At 63.3% G+C, this 25278-nt stretch carries 35 protein-coding genes and 1 tRNA gene; 26 read left to right on the forward strand and 10 right to left on the reverse strand.

Annotated elements, in window-relative coordinates:
* The first annotated feature begins 1 nt into the window (after nucleotide 1).
* On the forward strand, nucleotides 2–268 hold the full coding sequence (locus HAP48_RS37210) for a hypothetical protein (protein WP_166204758.1): 267 nt from the start codon (nucleotides 2–4) through the stop codon (nucleotides 266–268).
* Nucleotides 269–386: 118 nt separating this feature from the next.
* Here the strand turns inward: HAP48_RS37210 and HAP48_RS37215 are convergent, their stop codons facing one another.
* From HAP48_RS37215 to HAP48_RS37235, 5 genes are all read right to left on the reverse strand, one after another.
* The gene (locus tag HAP48_RS37215) at nucleotides 387–1247 is read right to left on the reverse strand and encodes a DMT family transporter (RefSeq protein WP_166204760.1); all 861 of its coding nucleotides are present in this window, start codon (nucleotides 1245–1247) and stop codon (nucleotides 387–389) included.
* Nucleotides 1248–1317: 70 nt separating this feature from the next.
* Nucleotides 1318–1878 (reverse strand): TetR/AcrR family transcriptional regulator, encoded by a 561-nt coding sequence (locus HAP48_RS37220; RefSeq protein WP_224496759.1) that lies wholly within the window; start codon nucleotides 1876–1878, stop codon nucleotides 1318–1320.
* A 239-nt stretch (nucleotides 1879–2117) separates the two neighbouring features.
* A complete protein-coding gene (locus tag HAP48_RS37225; RefSeq protein ID WP_166204762.1) occupies nucleotides 2118–3203 on the reverse strand; it encodes a 3-deoxy-7-phosphoheptulonate synthase in 1086 nt (361 codons plus the stop codon).
* Nucleotides 3204–3440: 237 nt separating this feature from the next.
* Nucleotides 3441–4013 carry an HdeD family acid-resistance protein gene (locus HAP48_RS37230; protein WP_166204764.1) on the reverse strand — a complete coding sequence of 191 codons (573 nt, stop codon included), beginning with the start codon at nucleotides 4011–4013 and terminating at the stop codon, nucleotides 3441–3443.
* A gap of 48 nt (nucleotides 4014–4061) precedes the next feature.
* Nucleotides 4062–5099: a PrsW family glutamic-type intramembrane protease gene (locus HAP48_RS37235; RefSeq protein WP_166204766.1), complete on the reverse strand. Its 1038-nt coding sequence runs from the start codon at nucleotides 5097–5099 to the stop codon at nucleotides 4062–4064.
* A gap of 645 nt (nucleotides 5100–5744) precedes the next feature.
* On the opposite strand from HAP48_RS37235, the gene HAP48_RS37240 reads away from it, so the two are divergent.
* Entirely contained in the window at nucleotides 5745–6650 is a 906-nt protein-coding gene (locus HAP48_RS37240; protein ID WP_166204768.1) for a sulfite exporter TauE/SafE family protein, read from the forward strand.
* Nucleotides 6651–6686: 36 nt separating this feature from the next.
* Here HAP48_RS37240 and HAP48_RS37245 read toward each other — a convergent pair whose 3' ends face one another.
* The gene (locus HAP48_RS37245) at nucleotides 6687–7919 is read right to left on the reverse strand and encodes a Zn-dependent hydrolase (RefSeq protein WP_166204770.1); all 1233 of its coding nucleotides are present in this window, start codon (nucleotides 7917–7919) and stop codon (nucleotides 6687–6689) included.
* Nucleotides 7920–8082: 163 nt separating this feature from the next.
* On the opposite strand from HAP48_RS37245, the gene HAP48_RS37250 reads away from it, so the two are divergent.
* From HAP48_RS37250 to HAP48_RS37265, 5 genes are all read left to right on the forward strand, one after another.
* On the forward strand, nucleotides 8083–8436 hold the full coding sequence (locus HAP48_RS37250) for a hypothetical protein (protein WP_166204772.1): 354 nt from the start codon (nucleotides 8083–8085) through the stop codon (nucleotides 8434–8436).
* Between the two features lie 164 nt (nucleotides 8437–8600).
* Nucleotides 8601–8750: a hypothetical protein gene (locus HAP48_RS37255; protein WP_166204774.1), complete on the forward strand. Its 150-nt coding sequence runs from the start codon at nucleotides 8601–8603 to the stop codon at nucleotides 8748–8750.
* Between the two features lie 147 nt (nucleotides 8751–8897).
* Nucleotides 8898–8972 (forward strand) — tRNA-Glu (locus HAP48_RS37260).
* 194 nt (nucleotides 8973–9166) lie between these two features.
* Nucleotides 9167–9637: a DUF6932 family protein gene (locus tag HAP48_RS50985; RefSeq protein WP_420869835.1), complete on the forward strand. Its 471-nt coding sequence runs from the start codon at nucleotides 9167–9169 to the stop codon at nucleotides 9635–9637.
* A 53-nt stretch (nucleotides 9638–9690) separates the two neighbouring features.
* A complete protein-coding gene (locus HAP48_RS37265) occupies nucleotides 9691–10653 on the forward strand; it encodes a hypothetical protein (protein ID WP_166204776.1) in 963 nt (320 codons plus the stop codon).
* 93 nt (nucleotides 10654–10746) lie between these two features.
* On the opposite strand, the gene HAP48_RS37270 is transcribed toward HAP48_RS37265, so the two are convergent.
* The 4 genes from HAP48_RS37270 to HAP48_RS37285 form a co-directional block, all read right to left on the reverse strand.
* Complete coding sequence (locus tag HAP48_RS37270) at nucleotides 10747–10956, reverse strand: hypothetical protein (protein ID WP_166204778.1); 210 nt, start codon at nucleotides 10954–10956, stop codon at nucleotides 10747–10749.
* On the reverse strand, nucleotides 10953–11123 hold the full coding sequence (locus tag HAP48_RS37275; protein WP_166204780.1) for a hypothetical protein: 171 nt from the start codon (nucleotides 11121–11123) through the stop codon (nucleotides 10953–10955). Before HAP48_RS37275 ends, HAP48_RS37270 begins: the two co-directional genes overlap by 4 nt.
* 222 nt (nucleotides 11124–11345) lie before the next feature.
* Nucleotides 11346–11495: a hypothetical protein gene (locus HAP48_RS37280; RefSeq protein ID WP_166204782.1), complete on the reverse strand. Its 150-nt coding sequence runs from the start codon at nucleotides 11493–11495 to the stop codon at nucleotides 11346–11348.
* A 213-nt stretch (nucleotides 11496–11708) separates the two neighbouring features.
* Entirely contained in the window at nucleotides 11709–12341 is a 633-nt protein-coding gene (locus HAP48_RS37285; protein WP_166204784.1) for a S24 family peptidase, read from the reverse strand.
* A gap of 96 nt (nucleotides 12342–12437) precedes the next feature.
* Here HAP48_RS37285 and HAP48_RS37290 point away from each other — a divergent pair, with 96 nt between their 5' ends.
* From HAP48_RS37290 to HAP48_RS37380, 19 genes are all read left to right on the forward strand, one after another.
* Complete coding sequence (locus tag HAP48_RS37290; protein ID WP_166204786.1) at nucleotides 12438–12686, forward strand: hypothetical protein; 249 nt, start codon at nucleotides 12438–12440, stop codon at nucleotides 12684–12686.
* A gap of 188 nt (nucleotides 12687–12874) precedes the next feature.
* A complete protein-coding gene (locus HAP48_RS37295) occupies nucleotides 12875–13075 on the forward strand; it encodes a hypothetical protein (RefSeq protein WP_166204788.1) in 201 nt (66 codons plus the stop codon).
* Nucleotides 13072–13224, forward strand: coding sequence for a hypothetical protein (locus HAP48_RS37300; protein ID WP_166204790.1), 153 nt, complete (start codon nucleotides 13072–13074; stop codon nucleotides 13222–13224). The genes HAP48_RS37295 and HAP48_RS37300 overlap by 4 nt, the downstream gene beginning before the upstream one ends.
* Nucleotides 13221–13484 (forward strand): DUF2312 domain-containing protein, encoded by a 264-nt coding sequence (locus HAP48_RS37305; protein ID WP_166204792.1) that lies wholly within the window; start codon nucleotides 13221–13223, stop codon nucleotides 13482–13484. The genes HAP48_RS37300 and HAP48_RS37305 overlap by 4 nt, the downstream gene beginning before the upstream one ends.
* Complete coding sequence (locus HAP48_RS37310; protein WP_166204794.1) at nucleotides 13484–13966, forward strand: HNH endonuclease; 483 nt, start codon at nucleotides 13484–13486, stop codon at nucleotides 13964–13966. Before HAP48_RS37305 ends, HAP48_RS37310 begins: the two co-directional genes overlap by 1 nt.
* Nucleotides 13963–14400 (forward strand): LexA family transcriptional regulator, encoded by a 438-nt coding sequence (locus HAP48_RS37315; protein WP_224496760.1) that lies wholly within the window; start codon nucleotides 13963–13965, stop codon nucleotides 14398–14400. Before HAP48_RS37310 ends, HAP48_RS37315 begins: the two co-directional genes overlap by 4 nt.
* Complete coding sequence (locus HAP48_RS37320) at nucleotides 14397–16274, forward strand: methyltransferase-A70 family protein (protein ID WP_166204796.1); 1878 nt, start codon at nucleotides 14397–14399, stop codon at nucleotides 16272–16274. Before HAP48_RS37315 ends, HAP48_RS37320 begins: the two co-directional genes overlap by 4 nt.
* Nucleotides 16271–16657 carry a hypothetical protein gene (locus HAP48_RS37325; protein ID WP_166204798.1) on the forward strand — a complete coding sequence of 129 codons (387 nt, stop codon included), beginning with the start codon at nucleotides 16271–16273 and terminating at the stop codon, nucleotides 16655–16657. Before HAP48_RS37320 ends, HAP48_RS37325 begins: the two co-directional genes overlap by 4 nt.
* Nucleotides 16654–17205, forward strand: coding sequence for a DUF7220 family protein (locus HAP48_RS37330; RefSeq protein ID WP_166204800.1), 552 nt, complete (start codon nucleotides 16654–16656; stop codon nucleotides 17203–17205). The genes HAP48_RS37325 and HAP48_RS37330 overlap by 4 nt, the downstream gene beginning before the upstream one ends.
* Entirely contained in the window at nucleotides 17202–17384 is a 183-nt protein-coding gene (locus HAP48_RS37335; RefSeq protein ID WP_166204802.1) for a hypothetical protein, read from the forward strand. The genes HAP48_RS37330 and HAP48_RS37335 overlap by 4 nt, the downstream gene beginning before the upstream one ends.
* Nucleotides 17384–17599 (forward strand): hypothetical protein, encoded by a 216-nt coding sequence (locus tag HAP48_RS37340; RefSeq protein ID WP_166204804.1) that lies wholly within the window; start codon nucleotides 17384–17386, stop codon nucleotides 17597–17599. Before HAP48_RS37335 ends, HAP48_RS37340 begins: the two co-directional genes overlap by 1 nt.
* Nucleotides 17586–17882 carry a hypothetical protein gene (locus tag HAP48_RS37345; RefSeq protein ID WP_166204806.1) on the forward strand — a complete coding sequence of 99 codons (297 nt, stop codon included), beginning with the start codon at nucleotides 17586–17588 and terminating at the stop codon, nucleotides 17880–17882. Before HAP48_RS37340 ends, HAP48_RS37345 begins: the two co-directional genes overlap by 14 nt.
* A 58-nt stretch (nucleotides 17883–17940) precedes the next feature.
* Complete coding sequence (locus HAP48_RS37350; protein ID WP_166204808.1) at nucleotides 17941–19194, forward strand: helix-turn-helix domain-containing protein; 1254 nt, start codon at nucleotides 17941–17943, stop codon at nucleotides 19192–19194.
* Complete coding sequence (gene nusG, locus HAP48_RS37355) at nucleotides 19191–19856, forward strand: transcription termination/antitermination protein NusG (protein ID WP_166204810.1); 666 nt, start codon at nucleotides 19191–19193, stop codon at nucleotides 19854–19856. Before HAP48_RS37350 ends, nusG begins: the two co-directional genes overlap by 4 nt.
* Before the next feature lie 238 nt (nucleotides 19857–20094).
* Nucleotides 20095–20376: an HNH endonuclease gene (locus HAP48_RS37360; protein WP_166204811.1), complete on the forward strand. Its 282-nt coding sequence runs from the start codon at nucleotides 20095–20097 to the stop codon at nucleotides 20374–20376.
* An 80-nt stretch (nucleotides 20377–20456) separates the two neighbouring features.
* Entirely contained in the window at nucleotides 20457–20951 is a 495-nt protein-coding gene (locus HAP48_RS37365) for a hypothetical protein (protein ID WP_166204813.1), read from the forward strand.
* Complete coding sequence (locus HAP48_RS37370) at nucleotides 20951–22708, forward strand: terminase TerL endonuclease subunit (protein ID WP_166204815.1); 1758 nt, start codon at nucleotides 20951–20953, stop codon at nucleotides 22706–22708. The genes HAP48_RS37365 and HAP48_RS37370 overlap by 1 nt, the downstream gene beginning before the upstream one ends.
* Entirely contained in the window at nucleotides 22708–24054 is a 1347-nt protein-coding gene (locus HAP48_RS37375) for a phage portal protein (protein ID WP_166204817.1), read from the forward strand. Before HAP48_RS37370 ends, HAP48_RS37375 begins: the two co-directional genes overlap by 1 nt.
* Complete coding sequence (locus tag HAP48_RS37380; RefSeq protein ID WP_166204819.1) at nucleotides 24047–24916, forward strand: S49 family peptidase; 870 nt, start codon at nucleotides 24047–24049, stop codon at nucleotides 24914–24916. The genes HAP48_RS37375 and HAP48_RS37380 overlap by 8 nt, the downstream gene beginning before the upstream one ends.
* Nucleotides 24917–25278: the final 362 nt, after the last annotated feature.

The raw sequence follows: 25278 nt of genomic DNA on the forward strand, positions 1-25278 counted from the left end.
GATGCGGAAGACAGTTTTGGTGATGGCTCTGATGATGGTTGCCCTTGGGGCGCCTCAAATCGGCGTACCCCAGGCTTGGGCGCAGCAGCAGGGCGGATCATCCTCCATGCAAAAGAGCGCGCCGCTGCCGGAGGCGCCGATCGGACACCGTCAGCCACGCCGCAGTGACACTCCCAATGAGAAGAATCTGAGCGATCCGAACAGCGCGGCGAACAAGGAAGACGCCGCGCTCGACAGGAAGATCAAGAACATCTGCCGCGGCTGCTAGGCTGAGTCCTCATCAACTTCGACGACGCCGGCTTCGCTCGATAGCGGCCATCTTGTGCCGGCGCGCTAAATAATGCGATCGGCCAAACTCGGAAGTCGCCGCAGCGTGACTTCCGGGTTCAAACTGGTCGAGCGCGTGGTCTTGCTTGGGTCATGGCGACGCCGGAGATCGCGAGCAGTCCACCGACAATCAACTTTGGCGTCATGCTGTCGCCAAGGAACACCACGCTCGAAATCAAGGCGAACACCGGAAGCAGCAGGCCGAACGGTGCGACGCGGTTCATCGAGCAACGCCCGATCAGCCAGAACCAAAGGCCGAACCCGACAATTCCGCCGATGAAAATCGTGTAGCCGAGTGCCAGCCATCCACGTCCGTCCGCCGTGACAAGGCTCGTCATTTGTCCATGTTCAAGCAGCAGCGACATCAACATGACCTGTGGCACCGTGAGCAGCGACGACCACCCCATCAACATCAAGGGATCGAAAGGGCCGTAGCGCTTCGTCAGGACGTTGGACACCGCGAACGCGAAGGCTGCCCCGACCACAAGCAGCAGCGGAAGCGCATTTGCCGACAGGCCGGGCCCCGCTGCCAACACGACGACGCCGACGAAGGCTAGCACCACTCCGGCGGACGTGGTGAGAGACGGCCTCTCCGCGAGCAGCGGCCAGGCCAGCAGGACGGTGAAAGGCGGCGCGAGTTGATAGGCGACGGCCGACATGCTTCCCGAGCCGAGCCCAAGGCCAACATAGAACAGCCCGAAATTCAGTCCGCCAAGGAAAAGAGAAACAGCGGCAATCGGGCCGAACTGTTGACGCGTCGGCCTTTTGACGAACGGAACGAGCAGCAGCGCGATGGCCAGGAAGCGCAGTGCGAGGAAGAACAGCGGCGGAAACTCCGTAACGCCCACCTTGATGGCCACGAATTGATAACCCCAGAGCAACGGGACGGCCACCGCGCAGACGATCTGGATGGCAGACATGGCATCGTTCTTTTCAAGACCATTCGGTCTAGATATAGGCGTACGAACAGCGGAAACGTCCATGGTTTGCCTACCTGATGAAGCGGTCGAGAAAAGCGTCGACGGTGGCTTGCGAAATGACCCGTGTCGGTGCCGTTTTGCCGACCACCCGCAGGCCCTCGACGAAACAGACGAGAATTCGGGCGGCACTCGAAGGCTCGACACCATCGGCCAACTTGCCCGCCGCCTTCGCACGGGAAAGTGCACCAGCCACCCGAGCCTCCATGGCTTTGAAAAAGCTCCCGATGCGACGATCAACGTCGGCATCACGGCCGGCCAGCTCCATGGCTGTGGCTACCAGCAGGCATCCACGCCGACCATTGGCACCGCTGTTGCGGTCAACGTAGCCGGCAAGGTAGGCCCGCAGGCCGTCGACCGGCTCTCTGCTGTGGTCGAATTCGATATCCATCCGTGCCAAGGCAATGGCAATGTAGCGATCGAGCGCACGCAAGAACAGCGAGTGCTTGTCACCGAACGCGGCGTAAAGGCTGCCACGCGAGAGCTTGGTCGCACGAAGCAGGTCCGGCAGCGCGGTGGCGTGATAGCCACGCGACCAGAACACACCCATCGCTCGTTCGACAGCAGCGTCCATGTCGAAACTTCGGGGGCGGCCACGGGGCAGCTGCACTGGAGTTTGGCGGCTCATCGCCAATATATAGACCAATCGGTCGTGAAATAGCAAGTCGCCGCTTCGGGGGCATTTTCGTCCGCTTCAACGGGATTGTCGGCTGGTTGTCCGCTTGGCCCTGACGAGTCCGCGGCCTCGCATGGAGGAGACCGGCGGAACGCACTATTTCGTCCCGTCGGCCGCGCTCTATCGGTTCGTCTGGGTCAGGCCGAACGCTCTTTAAGGCCGTCGCGCCGCACGCTGCGCCTTGCGTCGACGGCGTCGGCCAGTTGCTTCAGCACGTCGGCGGTCGTTGCCTGATCGATGCAGCCGTCCGTGATGCTCTGACCGTAGGTCAGCGCCTTGCCCGGCACGACGTCCTGGCGTCCGGCGACGAGATTACTCTCGATCATCACGCCGACGATGCGCTGCTCGCCGCTTGCGACCTGCTGCGCGATGTCGGCGGCGACCAAAGGCTGGTTCTCCGGCTTCTTGCTCGAGTTGGCGTGGCTGGTGTCGATCATCAGGCGTGCTGCGACACCGGCGTGGCCGAGCTCGGCTGCGGCGGCATCGACGCTTGCGGCATCATAGTTCGGCACCCGGCCGCCGCGCAGGATGACGTGGCAGTCCTCGTTGCCGCTGGTGGCGGCGATGGCCGAACGGCCGCCCTTGGTGACCGCCATGAAGTGATGCGGGTGCGAGGCCGACTTCACCGCGTCCGCCGCGATCCGCACACCGCCATCGGTGCTGTTCTTGAAGCCGACCGGGCAGGACAGGCCGGAGGCCAGCTCGCGATGGATCTGGCTCTCGGTGGTGCGCGCGCCGATCGCCGCCCAGGAGACCAAATCGGCGATGTATTGCGGCGTCGTCATGTCGAGGAATTCGGTGCCGGCGGGCAGGCCGAGATTGTTCACGGCCGACAGCACGCTGCGAGCTAGGCGCAGGCCCTTGTTGATGTCGAAGCTGTTGTCGAGATCGGGGTCGTTGATCAGGCCCTTCCAGCCGACGGTGGTGCGCGGCTTCTCGAAATAGACCCGCATCACGATCTCGAGGCGGTCGGCGAGCTGTTCGCGCAGGCCGGCGAGACGCTCGGCGTAATCGACGGCCGCCGCGGGATCGTGAATGGAGCAGGGGCCGACGACGACGAGCAGGCGGTCATCGGTGCCGTTGAGGATCGCGTGGATGGCGTTGCGGGCGCCCATCACGACGCGTGTCGCGGTCAGGGTGCGCGGAACTTCCCGCATCACCTCTTCGGGCGTACTGAGCTCTTTCAATTCCTTGATGCGAAGATCGTCTGTCGTACTCAACACGGCTGGCTCCTTTGGATTTTTGGGACCTGCCGGCGCATAAAAAAAGCCGCCAGGTCTGGCGGCTTGTTTCGGACGTTTGCTGCAATTCTTCAGATTGAGCGCGATCCTCCTGCCGCCAGCGAGCTGTCGTAGCTAAAGTACCAAAAATAGCTGGTGGCGACGGTGATCATGGGCGGCTCTATAGCGCAGGGATTTCTGCCTGTCACCCCCAAATCCGCGAGGGCAGCCGGTTCGCCGTCAGGTGTTGCGCGCCGCCAACGCCATACCTATCAGGGTCGCCCCTCCGAACATCAGATTGAGGCCGACCAGGAGGCCGATCGCCCATTCCGCCGAGCCCGGCAGGCCCGCGATGACGAAGAAGGCGATCACGATGTCCATCAGGCCGGCGATCAGGAGCCAGGACCACCGTCCTGACAATTCGCGGCGGTGCTCCAGCGCGTACATGATGGTGGCGACGCCTTCGGCGACGAAATAGGCGCCGATGACAATGGTCAGCGTCAGCACGCCCTGCATCGGACGGGCCAGCAGCACCATGCCGGCCAGCACGGCGAGCGCGGCCGAGATCAGCGACCACCAGAAGCCCGGCATGTTGCGCGCCCAGAACGTCACGATCAGCCCGCCGACGCCTGAGATCAGGAACATCCAGCCGAGGAAGATGGTGACGGCGAGGCTCGCGAGGGCCGGCACGATCATCGCCGCGATGCCGAGGATCGCGAGCAGGATGCCTTCGAACAGGAACGCCTTCCAGTGCTGCTTGACCGCGGCCTGCATCTCCGATCGCAGCTTGTCGAGGTCGTTGGACAGGGGCATCGCGGCTCTCCAAATCTGCGAACGAGAAGTTTGCGCGTGCGGCGTATCCTAGCTCTGGCGCGGCGCGGACGGGAAGCCCTCCGCGGCGGTCCGCATCCGGTTGCGGCCGAACAGGTAGACGGCGGTGGTCGCAATCAACAGCGCCAGCCCGATCAGGATCGAGGTGAAGCCGATCGGGACCAGGATGAACGACGCATTGCGCTCGGGATTGACGTACCAGTGATGCAGTGAGGTGAGCAGGAAGCAGACGCCGGCAAAGCCGGTGCCGCCGCCGATCAAGAGCAGCGCCCACATCCGCCGCAACTGGCTGAGCCGCTCGCGCGCAACGTCGGTGCGCGGCGCATGATGCTTGCCGAGGCGGCGCACCAGGCGGATCGCAAAACCGATCGAGGAGAAGCCGATCAGCACGCTGGCCGAACCGAGCAGCAGCCGCGTGGTCGAGCCGAGATCGGGGATGCGCTGCAGCGCGAGCAACGGGAAGTCGAATGCCGCGTGCAGCGCGACCGGCGCGACCAGCACCAGCGCCCAGTTCGTGATGCGCGCCCAGTCGCGGTGGCCGCGGTAGGCGCCGAGCGCGCCGCCGGAGCGCGCGATCGCGAGATAGGCGCCGGCGATGATGCCAAGCGCGCCGTGGAACGGCACGGTGAGCACGCTGCGCAACGCCGCTAGCGCGCGCCACATGTCCTTGTGCTGGACCAGATAGGCGAGGTTCTCATAGGCGGCGAAGCCGAGACCGGCGGCCGCGCCATAGACCACCGTATCCATCGGATCGGCGAAGGCGCGGCGCCGCGTCGAGATCGCGACGATGACGAGGACCTTGACGATCTCCTCCGGCGCCGCGACGCCGAATGCCGCGCGCACCGCCTGTGTCGCCCAGGGATTGTCGGGAATGGCGAGCAGCGCATTGAAGGGAATTCGCGCCAGGCCGAGCAGCGAGATGCTGGCCGCGCCGAGCACGAAGGCGAGCCACACCTTCACCGGCGGTCCGGGGCGCTCATCGGCAGCGATGACGAGCCACAACACAAGCAATGCGGGGGCAATGGCGGCGGCGCCGATTACGGTTGGAAGCGACTCAAGCAACAACATGAGCCGGACGGCCCCTTTGATGGCACCAAAGCGATGCGTCCCGAAGAAATGGCAGCAAGTTCAGCGGATTGCAAATCGAGCGATGGGGAGAATCGGTTCGACAGACGCCGTTCTCGTGTCCAAAATGCCACGGTACCCGCGAAAGCGCGGCGGAAGCGTTGCGTAGCGGGGTCACGATTAGCTCAAAGCAGAGGGCGGCTACCGGCCGCCGAGCGGGTTCCCGACGGCGCCCCATGCGGCGGTCCAGGCGCAAAGCTTCGTATAATGGGGATGGCGACCCGTAGGGCCTACCGGTTTCGCCTGAATGTCGCGAGCCGCACGGCGACGGCGTATCGCTGTGAGTTGGGGCGCGCACCGACAAGATGGCCCACGCGATGACGACATCACCGATCCACAAACCGCGGCGAATTTCACGGCGCGCGGCCGTGCGCCACGTGGCGGCGCCGATGGTCTCTCGCGGACGCAAGTCGCTTCTCTGTCAGGCAGACGATGCGTCAGCCCTTTCGCTTTGCCGAAGGACGCGATCCGCCGTCACGGCGAGCGCCGGTCCTTCGCAAAGCACAACCGCCGCAAGTTTTGGCACCGCATGCCTTTCGTTGCGCTATAATGCCGCGGGCAAAGCGACTGATCCGGTAGAAGCCAAAGATGCCTTCGATTGATTCTGCGGTGATCGTTCTTGCCGTGATCGCTCTGTTTGCGGCCTTTGTGAACGGGGCGCTTGGCTACGGGTTTTCCTCTCTCACCGTGCCGGTCGCGCTGGTCTTCTACACCAACCGCATTCTCAATCCTGCGGTCGTCATCGTCGAAGTCTTCGTCAACCTGTATGTCCTGTGCATCAATCTGAGCGGCGTGCCGGCCGTGTGGCGGCGCGTGCTGCCTATTCTCATCGGCATGCTGCCCGGCATCGCAGTCGGAGCCTTTGCTCTGACGTCGCTCGAGCCCGGCTGGATCAAATTCGCCACCTACTCGATCATTCTGCCGCTCATCCTGCTGCAGGCGGCCGGTTGGCGGAAGCCGATGCAGTCGAAATGGCTCGTCGGTTTGCCCTTTGGCGCGGCGCTCGGGGTCCTGTACTCGGTCACGACCATCTCGGGACCGCCGCTGGCGATCCTTTTCAACAATCAGGGCCTCGTCAAAGATGAGTTTCGGGCCGGTCTCGCGCTGGTTCGGGTGACAGAGTCGAGCTTGACCGCGATCGCATACTACAAGCTCGGCCTGTTCATCGAGGAGAGCCGGAGCATCCTGTTCGTGCTCGTTCCCTGCGTTGTCGTCGGCATACCGCTCGGTGCCTATCTCATCCGGCGGCTGGATGCGGAGACGTTTCGCCGGATCTGCATGAGCTTTGATGCGTGGGTCGTGGGATTCGGCCTGTCGCGCGTGTTGATCGAGGTCAAGCTGATGGAAAGCCCGTGGGCCTACAGCGTCATGGCCGGCACGATCCTGATCGACGTCTGCTTGTTGTACGTCTTCTTCACCGCACGGAGAGGGGCCGTGCAGAACTCGCACGCGTTGGCTTCGCTGAGATCGGGCAACCAGGGCGGTCCGACCTGACGGCGACAATGCCGTGGGGCGGCTTCCGCAAGGTGGCTAACCTGCCAGCAGACGCCGGCAGGTTTCGACGAAGACCTCGGCGCCGGTGACGATGTCGGCGTCGTCGGTGTTCTCGCTCCAGTGATGGCTGATGCCGCCGATCGACGGCACGAACAGCATCGCCGCCGGCATGACGGTGGCGAGGACCTGGGCGTCATGGCCGGCGCCGCTCGGCATCCGGATCGATTTGCCGCCGGCGCAGGCTGCGCTCGCGGCCTCGATCGCATCCTGGAAGGCAGGCGTCATCATCGCAGGCACGCCGGTGCGGATGCGCTCGACCTTCACGTCGCAGCGGCCCTGCGCGGTGGCCTCGGCCGCCAGGCGATGCAGCTGTGCCTCGAGACGCGCGATCACCTCGGGATTGTCGTCGCGGATCTGGAACAGCATCTCGGCGCCGCCGGGGATGATGCTCGGCGCGCCCGGGTCCAGCGTGATGCGGCCGGTGGTCCACACCGTGCGCGGTCCGCACAAAGCAGGGAAGCTGTCGTCGATCGCGACACAGAACCGCGCCAGCGCCAGGCCGGCATCCCTGCGCACCGCCATCCGCGTGGTGCCGGCATGGTTCTGCGCGCCGGTGAAGCTGATGCGATACTGCCAGATGCCGACGATCGAGGTGACGACGCCGATCTTGAGCCCGCTGCTTTCCAGCGTGTCGCCTTGCTCGATATGGGCCTCGAGATAGCCGATGTGGCGGCTCGGCTCGGCGGTGAGGCGCGCTCGGCCGGCGAAGCCCGCATCGCGCAACGCCTGCCGCATCGTGCGATCGCTGGAGCGGTCGCGTGCCGCATCGATGTCGGCGTCGGTCACGGCGTCAACAAAGGACCGGCTGCCGAGGAAACTGCCGAAATGTCCTTCCTCGTCGCACCACGCCGCAACCTCGACTGCGCCGTTCGTGCCGGGATCGGTGTTGATGACGCGCGCGGCTTCCAGCGCATAGATCACGCCGAGCGGCCCATCGAGCCAGCCGGCATGGTTCTGGCTCTCGAGATGCGAGCCGGCGAGCAGTTTCGGTCCCGCCTTCGCGCTGGTGCCAAGCACATTGCCGATGCCGTCGATCGTTGCGACAAGACCAGCGTCGGGCAACTGCTCGGCGAGCCAGTCCAGCGAACGCAGATGCGGTTCCGAGAAGGTCGGCTTGTGCACGCCGGTCTTGTAGGCGCCGATCGCGCGCAACGCATTGAGATCGGCGAGCACGCGCTTGCCGTCGAAGCGACTGTTGATGCCTGGCATGAGTTGGACTCCGGATTTGCGTCTTGATCTTGCGCGTTGGCGCCTCAATCCCGTCTTGATGCCGTCGCGGTTGGATGCGACGGAACAATCAGGGCAAACGATTTCTTAGCGGTTCTGCTCTTAGGTCGCAGTACGACAGTACGAATAGCGTGTGAGTGTGATGATGTCTGCATTCCGGAACTGGGCTCGCAAGGCCGCTGTGCTGTTTCTTCCGATCGCGCTCGGCGCCTGCGCGCAATATTCGCAGCAATACAGCATGACCACACCGTCGGCGGGGACCGGGCCGCTGGCTTGGGACGGTGCCGGACGGGACCCCAATCTCCCGCAGCCGCGGCGCCATGCGCGCAATGCGTCACCGGCCGTCGCGGAGACGTCGGATGCGCAGATGTCGGAAGCGGATGCGGACGCTCGGCTGGCGCGCAAGCTCGTGATCTGCAGCACCTGCATCAAGCAGACGCCCGTGGCGCAAGCGAACAATCGCCAGGGCCAGGACGTCGCGAGCGCGACCAATCACTAGCGGCATGATCCGGAAAAGTGCGAAGCGGTTTTCCCTCGCGACAAACGCGGAACGCGTTTGCGCGGAGATCATGCCCAAACAAGGCGAGGCGTGGGCCATTCCCAGATTTCGATCGATGTCCGCTGGCCTTAGTTAGGCCACGATATCGTTCGATGCGCAGGCGCATGTCGCTCCGAAGATTCATTGTTCCCGCCGTCGTCGTTGCGCTCGCAGCCGCCATCCTGATCCATGTGGGTGGTTCGCGGGCCCACGCGCATGTGCCGTCGCATTGCGGCTTCTGGACCTCGATCGAGGCCGGATTGTCGTGCCAGTGACCCCGGGGGCGGGGGATCCGGGAAAAGCATTCTCAGCGCTTGCCCGTCCGCCCAATCGCCACTATACGTTCGCCCGTCGCAGCCGTTCGCCGGTCGCGGCCAATCTGGCATGTCTCACGTCTAACGTATTGATTTGCCGGGAGTTTTGCTCCCTTCGTCTATCGGTTAGGACGCCACCCTTTCACGGTGGAGAGAGCGGTTCGATTCCGCTAGGGAGCGCCATCGCGCGAACGCTCTAAAAGTCCTTAAATGATTTCAAGCGGTTAAAGAGACGATCCATTTCGTGTTGGACGTTTTGTTGGACGCGACCAAGAGCTCCCTCGTTCTCGATAGGTTCTGCTTACTCGTGTAGAAATTGTGCTTGCCGTACCAAGCAGCGGTTCGCCTTAAGATGAGTTCCGAGCTCCCTGCAATTAATGGTAGTCATACGTCGGGTCCGGGGAGGCTCGCGTATTGTGCCACTGAAATTCGATCATCCGCCGCTGCTTGCGCCGGGGCGGCATTATTTGAGCCTTCAGCAAATCGAAATCCTTTGCGTTCACCCTTTCACGGGTTACGCCAGAAGCAGGCGTGAACAGTTGTTCTACGCTTTAGAAGACGTCATTCAGCAACTACTAATCGTCAAATTGCCATGTGAAGTTTTCGTTGACGGAAGCTTTTTCACCGAAAAACCAGACCCCGGCGACGTCGATTGTCTTGTTGCTGTTGAGTATAGTGTTATGAAAATACTTACTCCGGAACAGCGAACACTGATTGATGGACTGAACCAGGAAGTATATGTCGCTGGCGTAGACAGTCTTGCTGTTACAAAGTACCCTCCCTCGGGACCATCCATTTTTTGGATCGGCCCTCGACGTAGGGAACGGCGGCGAAGCTTACGGACTTGAGCACAGCAAGGTTTGGTTGAAGGGCTGCGGAGTTTTAAGGCTCGGAGAGACCAGTGTCGGACTTCGCATCTGCTGTTGAGCGGGCGCGCAACGCCTTTGCGTCGGTCTCCCGAATTGAGGCCGCACTTTCGCGCGACCCGAACGACGCGTCCTTGCAAGTAAACCTCGCGGCCATGTCAAAGTTGGCAAGGCAAAGCCAAGACCAGCTGCTCAGCTATTCGGGACAGCAACATGTCGAGGTATGCAATTATAGACTGCTGCCTGAGGCGGCCAATAGCTACGCACTTCCTTTTGTCTCGAACTCGCTTCTTGAATATCAAAACCTGTTCAGCCAAATCCACGACGCTATTAGGAACGGGCCGAAGGTCAACGCGATCATTGGGAAAGAAGCTTTAGAAGAAAGTCTCCTCGAATTTGCATACAGCTATAGTGGATCCCTCGGAGTTGTTTTGCTGGCGCAGAACGAGAAGGATTTTTTCGATGGGCGGCTCGATGAGTCCATTGATGCGCTATTCCAGGTAATGGATATCGATAGTCGCGATGCCGTGCGAGATATCGGAAAAACCCTTGGCACCGCGGTTGTAAAAAGAATTCACGATTGGTCCGCTGCCAACATCAAAGGCGGCTTCGCCGCCGATGTTCGCTGGAATAAATCAGATGGTCGTCAAGTCGGTGAGGTGATCGAACGTCGCCGAATGGAAAACATCGTCGAGATCATTGAAGCGACCTCGGATAAAGAGACGGAAACGATCAGTGCAAGGGGTATCCTGGTTGGCGGTGATCTTGCCAGTGGAGCTTTTCATTTCGTAGTTCCCAATGGGGAAGACTATCGGGGTCATCTTGCGGAGGAATTTTCCCACGATACCGATATGACTTTGGGAAAGGTGTACGTCGCTTCGATCAGGGAAACGAGCACCACGACCTATGCCAGTCAGAAGGTAGATAGGAAGCGGGAGTTGCTAGGGTTGCGGCCTCTACCTAGCGCTTCTTATCCCGGTGACGTGGACCCGCTATAGCTTCGAAGACCCTCTCAAAAGGTGCGCCGCTCCCTCAACGCCAAGCTCCCGGGCGATCTTCGCAAATCGCTCGGTCTCCAAAAGGACCAGCTGTCAGACTGGCGTTTGTTGCTGGCTATCCGCCAGGCGCCTTGAAAGGTGGCGTCGGGCGCGACTGATCGGATCGTCGTAGCATCTCAGAGTTTCGAGCTCTTGCTCGAGCCGATCGAGCAGGGGAGCATATTTGGTCCCATGCAGGATGATCACCTCGGAAACGACGGCGATCGCGTCTAGCAGCCGTTTCTCGGTGATCGGCGCGGTCATGCGCGGCGCTCGCTACGTTGGGCGTCGCTGTCTCCATAAACCCTGATCGGTGGATAGAGGCGCTCTGCTGCCTCTACTCCACGTTCGAAGCCGCGGCGGTACCCGACGCGAAGGCCGGCCAGAAGGCCGACCATAAAGCTGGCTGCGATGAAGATCGCCGGCGTCATCGGCGAGACCTCGCAGATGCAGTCCGAAATACCGGCCGCAAAGTGTCGCCAATGATTTGCGCGCGGCCGCCGGCGATCAGGCGGTTGGCCATTTCGCTCGTGATCCTCCTGGCGCCAAACCGCCAGCCGCCGCGCGGATGCCGCTCGAAGGGGCTGTATTCGAGCAGCGAAAGCGCAATGTAGTGATTTCGTTGGAGGCGCTTCATCAGGGATGAGCCATTCTCAAAGGCTCGGCCCAGCGAGCTGCTGCGCCAATGCGCGGGCATCGGCCGCATGGGCCTTGATCTGCGCGCGCGTGAAGCCCTTCCGCTCGAGATCGTCTTCGGTGAGGCCGCCCTCGCGATACGACGCTTCACGCATGTCATCGGCCATGCGCTTGACCGTCTCGCTCGCTGAGAGCGGCGCACGCGGCTTCACGAGCGCGGTATCAATGTAGGCAGGAACGATCGCGAGAGGGACAGGGGTGCGGCTTGCAGCAGGAAGGCGGTTGCAGGATGTACGTCGCATTGGGGTTCCCCGTTTGTTTCACGGGAAACAAAATAGTCGGAAATATCCGACTGTCAATCGCCGGAAAAATCCGATCGATTAGAGGTCGAGCACTGTCCGCTTGACCCTGCCGATTACCTCGAAATCATTCTTTCGTTTGATCATCCGAGGCTTGTTTAGCGGGTTGGTTGAGTAGGGTGCTAGATAAGGAGGATCGTCAGCTTGCCACATCTTGTATGTCGTCTCGCCGCGGATAGAAAACACGTAGTACTTTCCGCTCACGAGCTGTCTGTCGTCTTTGTTTACGACAATAATCGAGCCGTCCGGTGATACTCGATCCATTGAATCGCCAACGACACGTAACGCAAAAAAGTTTCCACGGCCGAGATCCGCGAACGCCAGTAAAGGCACGTCGTCCAAGGGAATCTGAGACGAAGGAGCCGTCAGCCGTCCAGCCGTCACAATGTCGATCAGTGGGACGAGATTTACCTTTGAGCCTGGCCGGTCCGAAATTATCCGCCGTCCAGGGCCTGTCAGTTCCTCGACGGTTAGATCGAGCGCCTCGGCGACGAGATGAATCTTCGCCTGGCTGAACGAGCGCTTTTTCCCGCTTAGGAAATCGCTGATGTAGTTCCGTTCGAGGCCCGGCACCCTTCTGGCGGCCTCGACGGGTCCTAGCTGTAACTGACCAAGACGGTCGCTAACTCGTTGTCGTAGCTCGGTTCCCTTCATGGCGGAGTTATCCGATGGTGGATTAGTCAAAGCGAGCCGGATGTTTCCGACTTTATGGTCTCGACGAATCGGAAATTTCCGACTAGCCGTCGAGCGATGGAAAAGCAGCTGATTCTCAACCTGTTGGCCGTCGCTCGGGCGTTTGCAACGAGCCGCGGAATTGAGCTTTCGACCGTGGGCCGCGTGGCAGCGGGCGACTGGCGCTTCTTCGATCATATCAGTGACGGCGCCAAAACGTTCACGGCGCGAAAGTATGACCTCGTCATGGTCTGGTTCTCCGAGAACTGGCCCGCAGGAGAGGCTTGGCCGGAGGGCGTTGCGCGTCCCAATCGGGCGCCTCAATGAGCCCGCCCCGCGCAAATCCGTCAAAAGTTGGAACCCGCACAACTGCGGGCAAACACCCTCACGCATGCGGGTGGTTTTCTCCTATCGCCTTGGAGTTGAAGCGCCTTTTCCCGCGAAATTGTGCGGCTGAAGTTTCCCACAGGTCAGGTCGATCCATCAGCGTTGTCGAACGCTGGCTGGCTGGGACGGTGTCCGGTCCAGACGGCGAGGCTCTGACACGCTTGCTTCGCAGCGACATCGGCGACCGCGTCCATGACGCGATGATCGCCGGCGTTAAGTCGCCTTGGGCCGAGAACGTCCGCGCCGTGCGCGAGATCGCACGCCTTCGCAAGCAGCAGGCAGATACGGCGCAGCGTCTCGCCGCGCTCGAAAGGGGCATCGAACCATGATCACAGAGCGGCTTTCTGATCCGCAGCTCTACACGGTGATGGGAATTGTCCTCAGCCTTGCTTTGGCGGCCGCACTGAGCGTCATCGCATGGCTGCAGCGAGCTCCACAGCTCGACGCCGCTGCCGGTTTCCGCTGGGTGCGCCGATGACCAGGCCGGCCGCAGAAACCCGCGCGACGACGATCGCAAAGGACCAGCTGAAATCGATCATCGAGCGCGTCGAGCGGCTGACCGAGGAGAAAAAGAACATCGCCGATGACATCCGCGACGTGTTCGCCGAGGCCAAGGGCAACGGTTTCGACGTCAAGGCGCTGCGCGCAATCATCAAGATCCGGCAACAGGACCCGATTGATCGCGAGGCCGAGGAGGCGATCCTCGAGACCTACATGCAGGCGCTGGGGATGCTGTGATGCACGGCTCTTTCGCCAGCGTCCGGCCGAGCGAGACGGTCTCGATCGAGCGGCTGCTCGACTCCGGACTGACGCCTTGGCGCCGGATCATCCTCTCGGCGCGCGATAACGTCTGGTCGCTGGTCGACGCCTGCGATTACGAGTGGCTGTCGAAAAATACCTGGAATGTGTCTTGGGGCTCGCGGACGCCCTGGCAGCTCTACGCAAAGCGCAACGTCGGGCCGGAGCGCGCGACGCTGCGGCAACATCGCGAGATCAAGATTGTGCGAGATCCGCGCTCCGAGCGGTTCATGCGGACGCATCACGTCGACCACGGCAACGGGCAGACGCTCGACAACCGCGACGACAATCTCTCGTGGTGTACCCACAAACAGAACATGAAAAACCGCCGGCCGCGTGCGGCGATCCCTTCGCTCGAGCAAATCGTCCTCGAGCTGATGCGCGCTCACGACATCCCGTTTCCGCAGGAGGTTCCGTTTTGACCGACGTTCCCGCATCCAATGGCATGGGGCTAACAGCCCGCATGGTCGACGCGTTGAAAGCGATCACTGAATTTGTCGGTCGCCACGGTGCGATGCCGACGCGCCGCGCGCTGGCCGACGTGATGGGCTGTAATCCGAACAACGCCAACCGCCTGATGGATAGCCTGGTCGAGCGGGGCGAGCTGTCGGCCGTGACGCGGCGCGGCTGGGTCGCGGTCGCTGGTTTCGGCCGCGACGGCGTCCTGATCTCGGTCCGGCCGCATATCGCGGCGCGGCTCGCGGCCTATTGCGCGGCGAACGGCGAGAAGGTGACGGCCGTCGCCGATGACGCGATCCAGCTGCATCTCGACCAGCTCGAGGGCGACGTCGCTACTGTCGTGCCGTGCGGCGACGGTGTCGCCATTGTCGTCGACGACGAGGAGGGCGCCTCGTGACCGAGCTCGTCCGCTATGAAGCTGCGCGCCGCGCCCTGGCCGAGGCTGTCGCCGTCGATGAGGTCCTCGAGATCCGGGACGAATGGGAAGCGATCCGGCTCGCCGGGCTGGTCGCCAAGGATGTGGAGCTGCAGGTCCACGCGGCGAAGATCCGCTTTCGCGCTGAGCGCCGTCTCGGCGAGCTTGTCCGCGAGCAAAAGAAAACGGTCGGGCTCGCCAGGGGCGGTCAGCCCTACCAGTCCGAGCGGGAACAGGTAGACCGGCCGGCGACATTGGCGGAGGCCGGCATTGACAGGAAGCTGTCGGCGCGCGCGCAGCGGATCGCCGAGATGGAGCCCGACGAATTCGAGGGGGCGCTCGTCCAGCACGAAACCGAGATGCGGTCGGCGAAGGGCCGCGTTTCGATGGATCTGACCAAGGTCGCGGCCGAGGAAAGGGGCCGCGAGCATCGCCGCAACGTGGCGCAGGCGCTCTCTGATGCCTCGGCGCTGCAGCCGACCGGCCGCAAGTATCCGATCATTTACGCCGATCCGCCGTGGCATCGAAACCAGGGCGTCACCAGCCGCTCTTACGAGAACCATTATCCGACCATGCCGTGGTCGGAGATCTGCGATTTGCCGGTTAAGGACATGGTCCTGCCGGATGCCTGGCTGTTTCTCTGGATTCCGCGGGCGCATCTGCTGGCTTGGCATGAGGCCGAGATCGAGGCGACGGATCTGCGGACCGGCGAGGTCATCAAGGTCCGCGCGCAGATGCCGCTCGCCTCGGCGGTCGCGCTGTCATGGGGCTTTGACTCGTACTCGACCGCGTTCGTTTGGACGAAAACCGACGAGGAGCACCCGACCGAGGCCGGCGGGGCCGTGCTGGTGCGCGACCAGGACGAGCTGCTGCTGCTGTTCAGGCGGGGGAAGGGCCTGCCGAAACCGGGGAGCGGCGAAAAGTTCGGCTCCAACCATCGCGAGCGCTCGAGGCCGCTCGGTCATTCGCGCAAGCCGGAGCATTACCGGCGCATGATCGCAGCCATGAGCGGCGGAGTGCCGGCGCTCGAGCTGTTTGCGCGCGTCGACGCTGAGCATCCGCTGCCGCCTGGCTGGGATGCATGGGGCAACCAGGCGACAGCTGCGCTCGACAGGACTGCGGCCCGCGTCGCGGCCTTTTGCGCCGATGGTCCCGCCTGGGTGACGCGCGACGAAGTCATCGCGGCCGACCATGCCGCGTTTGAGCAATTCGATTCCCAAGCGATCGCGGGCGAGGGCTCGGCGCCTGACGGGGTGCCGGCGGGTATAGAGCTACCGCGCGATCGGACTGCCGATGGTCGGTCATCGGACGAGGCCGCAACGGGTAGCCATAGCGCTGCGGCCTCACAGTTAGCGGACACCGGAGCTCACGCCGGCGATCGTCCAGCCCTTTCGGCCGACGTTGCCTCGGTGCCGATCGGGAAAGTCGTTTCGAGCGTCGCCGTTTCCGGCCGCGCCGATACAGCCGAGCCGCCGGCGAACCGACCTGGACGCGACATTCTCGACGACGGGCTCGATATCCCGGAATTTCTGCGCCGGACGCCGAAGCCGGCGCCGGATCTCGTCGTCTCGCAAACCGAAATGGATCTCGCGCGTATCGACCGCGCGCCGGCCGAGGTCGTCGACGATCGTCTGCAAACGCGGTTGCCGCTGACCGAGGACGAGCTCGATATGCAGGCCGCGCTGCTCGCGATCGACGGCGGCGAGCAGATCGACGGCGACATGGTCCGGCATCTGGTCGGCGCAGGCTTCGCGCATTGCACGTCGACCAGGGTGATGGTGACCGATGCCGGCCGCGATTTCCTCGCGCAGCTGGTAGCGACGCCGGCGCAGCTCGATATCGAGGCGCGCGCGTGACCGACAAAGTCGCTCTGTTCCGACAGATCGCTGCGATCGAGGCCGAAATCAAGGATCGCAGCGCCGGCGCGCGCTCGAGGCTCGATCGGTCGGCGTCGCAGCGCCAGTGCGACGGCCTCGAGGCCGGCGCGAAAACGCTGCGCTGGCTATCGCAGAACGCGGCGCGCATCGCTGCGGCGTCGCCGCTTCCGGCCTGCACAATTTCGATGACCAGGCAGGTCACTGCCGTCGAGACCGAGCTCAAGGATCGCCGCAGCGGCGCGCGGGCCAAGCTGAGCTCGTCCGCTGCGATCTACCAACGCGACGGCCTCGAGGCCGCTGCGAACACGCTGCGCTGGCTGCAGCAGAACGAGGCGAGCATCAAAGGGGCATTGCGGCAATGAAGCAAACGAAACTGGCATCACTCGCGGAGAGCGCGATCAACGTCTTGGTTGGTTTCGTCATCAGCCTTGCGGCGCAGGTCTATTTCCTGCCGCTGCTCGGCGTCACGGTCTCGATCGCGCAGAACGTCACGTTTGCGCTGATCATGACCGCAATCTCGATCTGCAGGTCGTACCTGCTGCGCCGGCTATTCGAGGCGCTGCATATTCGCCGGCCGCTGTCGTCGTTCATGCAGGCTGTTATCGCCGAGCGCTTTCGCCAGATCGAGCGGGAGGGTTGGTCGACCGAGCACGACGACGGATACGATCGCGGCACGCTGGGCCGAGCTGGTGCTGCGTTCATTTTGCATGCCGGCACGGAATCGCCCGCGGTGCCGCACGAATGGCCCTGGACGCGCGAATGGTGGAAGCCGGCTGGCTATCGGCGTGACCTGGTCCGCGGTGTCGCCTTGGCGATCGCCGAGGGCGAGCGGTTCGATCGCAACCGGAATCCGACCGGCGTTCCGGCTCGATTGAGGCGACCGCTTGCTGCGCAGGAGCTGCAGCGATGACGCAGCTCGAGATCGCCGCGATCGCGGTCGGCGCGTTTGCGCTGTTCATGTTCGGTTATTCGCTCGCCTGGATACAGCGCGATCGGCTTGACCGGCGCGCGGCTGCGCTCGAGCCGCGTTTCGATGCCGGCGGCTCTGTCTGCGAGGATCTCGAGGCCCGCGTCCGGCGGGCCGCTTGATGAGCTCGACGCGGCACAAGTGGGGCGAGAAGGTCCGATTTCCGCTCAAGACCGAACAGCAATGCATCCGCTGCGACATGGTCAAGGTCGGCCGGCGCGAGGGCGGTCCCGCGGGCTATTGGGACGAGTTCTGGCGCGACGAGGAACGCATCCATTGCACGGCGACGCCGCCCTGCGATGCGCGGCGTGAGGCGGTTGCAGTTGCGGCGGCCTAACGCGATCGTGTTCTGCCTGGCTGGCGAAGGGCCGGAGGCGATGACTCTGGCCGAGGTCATCTGCCAGCTGGTCGTCAAGGGCGCGGAGCTCGGCGAGCTCGAGGAATACGAGATCCCGGATCGCGGCGCGATCGCCGCCGGCGCGGTCAATCCGCCACGGCTCAAGCGCCGCGGTTTCCGTCGCGAGTGGCTCGAGCGGCTCAGCGTCGCGATCGAGCGCGACGCGATCTCACGGCTATCGGCACAGGACATCGTTTTCCGTCTGCTGCAGCCGCGACCGTGAATTTTCAGTGTTCCGTTGCGTCAGCGTTTTCCCGAATTCTCTTGGTTAGGAAGTTAAGATGACCGCGAAAAGGCGGGCGCGACGCATTGCCTCGGACGAGGCCACTGCATGGGCGCGCAATCTCGAGCTGGGCAATCCTTACGCAAAGAGCGTGCTGCGCGCGCTGGGCGAGTATGTCGACGGCGATGGCATCTGCTGGGTCGGCATTCCGTCGCTGGCGGGGGATTGCGATCTATCGCAGGACACGGTTCGACGGCGGCTCGCCTGGCTCGAGGAGATCGGCGCGATCGGTCGGACGCCGCAATGGCTCGATGAGAACGGCCGCCGCAATGGTGATGGTCGTGGCAAGCGCACCACGGATCTGATCCGGCTGCTTGTCGACGCGGATATCGACGCGATCGAGGCGCGGGCCGCCGGGCGCAACGTCGACGAAAATCAAGTAAATTCAAGGTCGATTAGCCCTAGCTGGCAGCAAGGGCTAAATTCCGGCGCCGACGACGTTAGCCCTCGGCCAGCCCTCGGCCAGCCCTCGCAGTGCAGCCAGGACCTAGACTCTTTTGAACCTGAACCTGAAGATCCCCCTAAGTCCCCCTCCGGGGGATTTCCGGATGATCGCGAGACGATCGAGCAAAGCGAGCCTGTTGAGTTTGCAGCGGCATTCGAGGGCTATGTCGGCCATGAGGTCATGCGGCGCGACCTGGCGCTCGAGGAGTTCCGCCTCCTGACGCAGGAGGATCGCGTCTGGTGCGGGCATGCCGTGCCGCTCTACATGGCGAAACTGCGCGAGCTCAAACAGCGCCGGCCGATGAATTTTCATCTGTGGGTGCGGACGCGAGGTTTTCGTGAATTCCCTGCGCCTGGTGCTGCGCCGGCAAAGCCCGCGCCTCCGCAACGGCGGTTCGTGCAAGGGGATGAGCTCAAGGGCTTGGCGGTGGCGCCGCAGATCGCCGAGCGGCGCGAGCTGCGCATCTTCAGCGAAAAGGATCTCGGCGAGGGCGTCTGGGTGCAGCGCGGGCCGCAGGCTGACCTGGCGGCAATGGCCGAATTTGCGGGCACTGATCGCGACGCGTGGCAGGTCGTCGACCAGGGAACGCCGCAGTTTGCCGCCTGGCGCGATCGCCTGGCGTTCTGGATCGGCGCCGAGCCGCACGCCGAGCGGATCTTTCTCGAGCCGTTTGATCCGAGCGTTCACGGCGTCTCGGCGTCGCATCCAAATTTCCGGTTGAGGAAGGCAAAGCAGGGATTTCGCGTGCCGGCGCCGTGGCCGCCGCGACGCGATGGAACGTGGCAGGGCGCAGGGGAGAGCGAATGAACATGCAATACCGCAAGGGGCAGATCGTTGGATATGTCGAGACCAACGATCGATTGGCGGTGCCGGCGACGCCGGCGAGCTGGCGCGTGCTGCAGGTCATGCCTGGCCGCGACGCGAAGGTCATCAAGGCTTTCGGCGAGCGCTGCATCAGCGGCTGGTCGCCGACCGTCGTTCATTTCGTCGAGCGCGGTAGCGGTCAGGTGGCCCGGCGTCCGCATCTCGGCCGGCGGATCGAAAAGCCGTTTCTGCCCGGCCTGATCTTCCTGCCTGATTTCGAGCTAGGTCGTCTCGCCGAGATCCGCAGCATTCCTGACGTCGACAATCTGCTCGAGTTCGGAGAGCTGCGATCGTGGCTCAACGCGACCGAGATGCAGCTGCTGCGCGACATCGTCAAAATCGAGAACATGCTGCCGTCACGGCGCCGATGGGCACTTGCGCAGCTGTTCCTGCGGTATGGCTTCATCACGGTCGCCGAGGTCAAAGACGAAACGGAAATGAGAGTAGGGCGCGAGATCCGCGTCGCCGATGGCCTGTTCTCCGGCTTTCGAGCGCTGATCGAGCGAGTTGACTCAAAAGGCCGACTCAGCGTCTTAGTCAGCGACGGAAAGCACGGCGTCAAGGTAAGTGGTTTGACCGAGGCGCAGATCGAGCTGATCGACTAATTCGCGGTGCGGTGCATGCGCGGCAGCTCGGCTAAAAGTGCAGAGCCTGATTCCAGGCGGACGCGCGGAGCGCGCCTCAATCTTCGCCAGATCCAACGCCGATCGCAGCTGGTGCGGTCGGCGTTTTCATTAGCATAGGTTGCGCGGTAGCGCCTCGCGCTATCGCTGCCCTCCTTGGGCGTTTCCTCCCTAGACTTGAGGCCGATCATCGCAAGGTGGTCGGCCTTTCCTTTTGTGGATGACGCAGCCGCCCTGGAAAGCCTGGTACAAGCTCGCGCGCTGGCGAGCGCTCCGCCTGCGCATCTTCCTGCGCGATCTCTACACGTGCCAGCGCAAGGGCTGCGGCAGGGTCGAGCCGAATACGTCGCTCTTGGTCTGCGACCATGTCATCCCGCATCGTGGTGATGAGCACCTGTTCTGGGATGACGGCAACCTGCAGACACTTTGCAAGGCATGCCACGACAGCGCCAAGCAGGCCGAGGAGCAGGCGAGCCTGCACACGCGCGGCGTCTGGGATTGAGAGGGGTAGGGGGTGGGCATTTCCTCCGAGGGTGCCTCTCCGCGGACCGGCCCATCTCACATTGACGGTTTTTTTTCATCATGGCCGAAGTTTTCGACCTGTTCGGTGATCCCGTGCCGGCCAATTGGGGCGGACGTGGTCGGCCGGAGCATGTCGCGAACCAGCAAAACCGGAATCGCGTCAGCCTGTTAGTCGCGCTCGGTTGGAGCAATCAACGGATCGCGGCGGCGCTGTTCATTACGCAACCGACGCTGCGCAAGCATTATTTTTCAGAGCTCAAATTCCGGGACGTCGCGCGCGATCGCCTGGTCGCGCAGGTCGGCGTCAAACTGATGGACGGCGTCAACGCCGGCAACGTCTCGGCGATCCGAGAATTCCAGAAGTATCTCGAGCGCAACGATCTCATGCTGTACGGCCAGACGCAGAAGCCAGCCAAGGCCGCGCCGGCTGAAAAGGCGCCGGCTGAAAAGGTCGGCAAGAAAGCCGCCGCGCTCGCCGCCGCGCATCAGCCAGACGCCGGCACGCCGCTCGGCGAGCTCATGATGCGCCGTCAGCAGGCAGGGATCTCGCACTAATGCTGCCCTCGATCGAGGCCGCGGCGCCGGCCGCTGCGACGTGGGATCTGTCCCGCGTTGATTGGCAGGAGCGCATCCGCGACGGCCGCTCGCTGATGCCGGATATGCCGCTGTTCGCCGGCGAGGCGGACATGGCGCAGGCGTTCTATGACGAGATCCAGCTGCCTGACGTGCCTGGCAAGCCAAAAATGCGGACTGCGTCCGGTCCGTGGTTCCGCGAGCTGGTGCGCGCGGCATTCGGCAGCTGGGACGCGGCCAACCAGGTCCGATATATCCGCGACATCCTCGCGCTGGTGCCGAAAGGATCGTCAAAGACGACCAACTCGGCGGCGCTGCTGATCGTCGCGATGCTGATGAACTATCGGCCGCGCGGTAAAGCGCTGTTTGTCGGTCCGACGCAGGCGATCTCGACGCGCGCCTATGACCAGGCGGTCGGCATGATCGAGGAGTCGCCGGATCTCAAACGGCGTTTTCGCACTCACGATCATGAGATGATGATCGAGGACCTGGTCACCAAGGCCGAGGCGCAGGTCAAAACTTTCGACGTCAACATCCTAACCGGCGCGATGGGCCTGTTTTTCGTGCTGCTCGACGAGATCCATTTGCTCGGATTCAACGCAAAGGGCGCCAAAGTGCTGCGCCAGATCCGCGGCGGCCTCGACAAGACGCCGGAGGGCCTGCTCGTCATGACGACGACGCAGAGCGACGACATTCCGGCCGGAATTTTCAAGTCGGAGCTGAAATTTGCGCGCAACGTTCGTGACGGGAAGTATCGCGGCAAGGTCATTCGGCCGATGCTGCCGCTGCTCTACGAATTTCCGCAGGACATCGCGACGTTGACGCGCGAGGAGCGGAAAAACGGCGTCGAGCCGCGCTGGATGAACCCGGTCAACTGGCCGATGGTGATGCCGAACCTCGGCCGCTCCGGTCCGGCCCTGGCGGAGCTCGTCGCAGATTGGGAAGGCGAGCGCGACAAGGGCGAGGAAGCGATCCGGATCTGGGCGTCGCAGCATCTCAATATCGAGATCGGCCAGGGCATCAATAACGAGGGCTGGGGCGGCGCGGATCTCTGGGATGCGCAGGTCATCAAGGGACTCGACCTTGATGCGATCCTGGCGCGCTGCGAGGTCGTCACGATCGGAATCGACTCCGGCGGCCGTGACGACCTGCTCGGCCTTGCGGTGATAGGCCGCGAGCGCGGTACGCGGCATTGGCTGTCCTGGTCCTACGCCTGGGCAGACCCGATCGTCCTCGAGCGGCGGAAAGACATCGCCAACCAGCTGCAGGATTTCGTCGAGGAAGGGTCGATGACGATCGTCGACATGGCCGACGCGATCGCGGATCTCGGCGTTCTGGTCGCCCGCATCGTCGCGAGCGGTCTGCTACCGCAGAAAAACGGCGTCGGCATCGATCCGAACCAGGCTGCAGCGATTATCGAGGCTTTGCTCGCTGTCGGCGTGACCGACGACATGCTGCGGCGCCTGCTGCAGGGCTCGGCGCTCGCGCCGGCGGTCTATGGCCTCGATTTCAAGCTCGCCGACGCAACGTTCTGGCATGCCGGGCAGGGCCTTATGTCTTGGGTTGTCGGCAACGCCAAAACCGAGCGGCGCGGTAACGCCGACATGGTGACCAAGCAAGTCGCCGGCTCGGCCAAGATCGATCCGTTTATCGCGTTGCTCGAGGCCGCGATCCTCATGAGCTGGAATCCAACGGCCGGGCTGCTCGTGACCGGCGCTGACATCCTGACGGTGGTCTGATGGGAATTTTGAGGAGCGGGCTGGGCTCGGCGTTCCGCGCCGTCGCCAACGCGTTTGATCCTGGCGCGCCGCGCGACATGAGCGATCCGCAATATTGGGCTGATTTCGGCGGTCGTATGTCGCTCGCCGGCGTCGACGTCACGGACAGCAACGTCAGCCAGCTCGGTGCCGTCCAGGCGGTGCGTCACGGCCTTTCCTCGGCCATGAAATCGCTGCCGGCGTCGGTCTACCGGCGCGGCGCGAACGGCGCGCGCGAGGCGCTGCCGGATCATCCTGTCACCAGGCTATTTGCGGCCAGTCCGAACGGTCGCCAGACGCCGGCCGAGCTGGTCGGCGAGCTCGCCTGGAACGTTTCTTATTATCGTAATGCCTATTGTGCGATCGTGCCGCCGGGAGATCCCCGCGCCTCGAACTATTACGCGGTCGGCGGCCTCGAATGGCTGCATCCGCGGCGCCTGGCGATGGTCGAGCGCGGGATCGACGGTCACCTGTATTACACGTTCAATCCGCCGACGACCCTCGTCCAGGGCGCGCAGCTCAAACAGACGACCTATCGCGACGACGAGCTCTGGCATATCCGCTCGAATCCGCTGCGCGAGGATGGCCTGCTCGGCGAGCCGATTTTCCATAGTGCGCGGAACGTCTTTGCGCGCGCGATCGCCGTGCATGACTACGGGGACATCTGGTTCAAGAATAACGGCCAGTCCGGCGGCACGCTCGAGCATCCCGGCGTGTTCAAGGACAAGGAAGAACGAAACACATTCCTCGAAAACTGGCGCGCTGCAGGGACCGGGCTGAATAGGCACAAGGATCGGTTGCTGACGCATGGCGTCAAATATAATCCGATCAAGGTGACCAATTCCGAGGCGCAGCTGCTCGAGACCGAGGACGCCGCCGACACTGCAGTTTTCGGCCTATGGAGTTACCCGCCGCATCGCGCCTCGCGCCTGAAACGCGCGACAAATAACAACGTCGAGCAGCAGTCGCTCGATTTTGTCGTCGGCTGTATGGCGCCGCTTGCGATCGAGCTCGAGCAGGGCGTCGAGCGGGATTTGCTGCTCGACAATGAGCGCGGCGATCTGTTTTTCGAGTTCAACTTTTTCGGCCTGCTGCGCGGCGACCTGCTCAATCGTTACCGCGCCTATCTGATCGGCCGCCAGGGCGAATGGTTGTCCGCAAACGACATCCTGCGGTTTGAGAACATGTCGCCGCGGACCGATGCCGGCGGCGACGAGTACAAAAACCCGCTGACAAAGGACTCCGCCGGCGGCGCGCAAGGCGTCGACGACAAGGCCGGCGGCAATGGCGGCTCGAGCTCTCCAAACGAGGACGGCAACGATGATTAAGGTTGAAACCGTGGCGCCGGATCTGCGCCAAGCCGTGACGCAGATCACGTCAATCGACGCCCTGGTCGCGCTCGAGGTCTCGGCGCTCGCCGATTGCCTGGCGCGCGCCGAGCAGCGCCAGGCGCAAGCTGCTGCTGCGGCGGCGCAGGCCTCGAGCTCGGCCGGCAAGATCGCGCTGATCTCTGTCGCCGGCGGCCTGACGCCGCGCGGTAGCTGGTTCGGCTCGAGCCTTTACGGCATCGCCGTGCAGGTGACGCGGGCGGCCGATGACCAGGACGTCGCCGGCGTCGTTCTCGACGTCGACAGTCCAGGCGGAACGGTCGCCGGCACGGTCGAGGCCGCGAATGCGATCGCGTCGGCCGCAGCTAAGAAGCCGATTGTTGCCGTCGCGAATACGCTGATGGGCTCGGCGGCCTATTGGCTAGGTTCGCAGGGCACTGAGCTCGTCATGGCGCCGTCTGCCGATGCCGGCTCGATCGGCGCGATGATTATGCATCAGGATATTTCCGGGTGGCTCGACCAAGTCGGCCTCAAGATGACGATCGTCCGCTCGGAGCAGTCGCCGCTGAAAAACGAGGCGCATCCGTTTGCGCCGCTATCGGCCGACGCTCTGACCTATCTGCAGGGTCGCGCAAACGAGGCCGGCGCCGATTTCATCAAGGCGGTTGCGAGCGGCCGGCGCGTGACGCAGACCAAAGTCCGCGAGGAGTTCGGCCAGGGCCGCATGGTCGGTGCGCGCGAGGCTGTCGCGCGGGGTATGGCCGACCGGATCGCGACGCTCGACCAGGTCATCAGCGGCATGCTGCAGCAGCGGTCGCAGCGGCCGAGCTCGCGCCGGCGATCGGCGCTGGCGTTTGACTAGGGCGTGTCGTAAGTCCGGCATTGTCCGCTTATAGGCGTAGAGCAGACATGGCTTGGCGGGCCCGAAACGTCTGCAATTGACCCTCAGCGGACACCGGTAGGCGCCCATAGGTGGCCTCTCGCAGTGGTGAGATCATTATCGTGTCTAACGCTCGCAGATCACGCGAGTGATTTTGTAACCGCACTGGCCGCCCGCTCTGGTGTCTTCGGCCGCTGGCATCACAGCATATTTTCGGCACACGGTCTGTGCAAAGGCGTCTATGTTGCTATCGCACCCTAGAAAGTTTGTGTGAGCCGGACAGGCAGCTTCCCGCTCGCCCTCACATACGACCAAATCGGACGAATGCTTGCCGGCGTATTGAA

Origin of the sequence: Bradyrhizobium septentrionale (genome assembly GCF_011516645.4) — a bacterium.
Lineage (GTDB): Bacteria > Pseudomonadota > Alphaproteobacteria > Rhizobiales > Xanthobacteraceae > Bradyrhizobium > Bradyrhizobium septentrionale.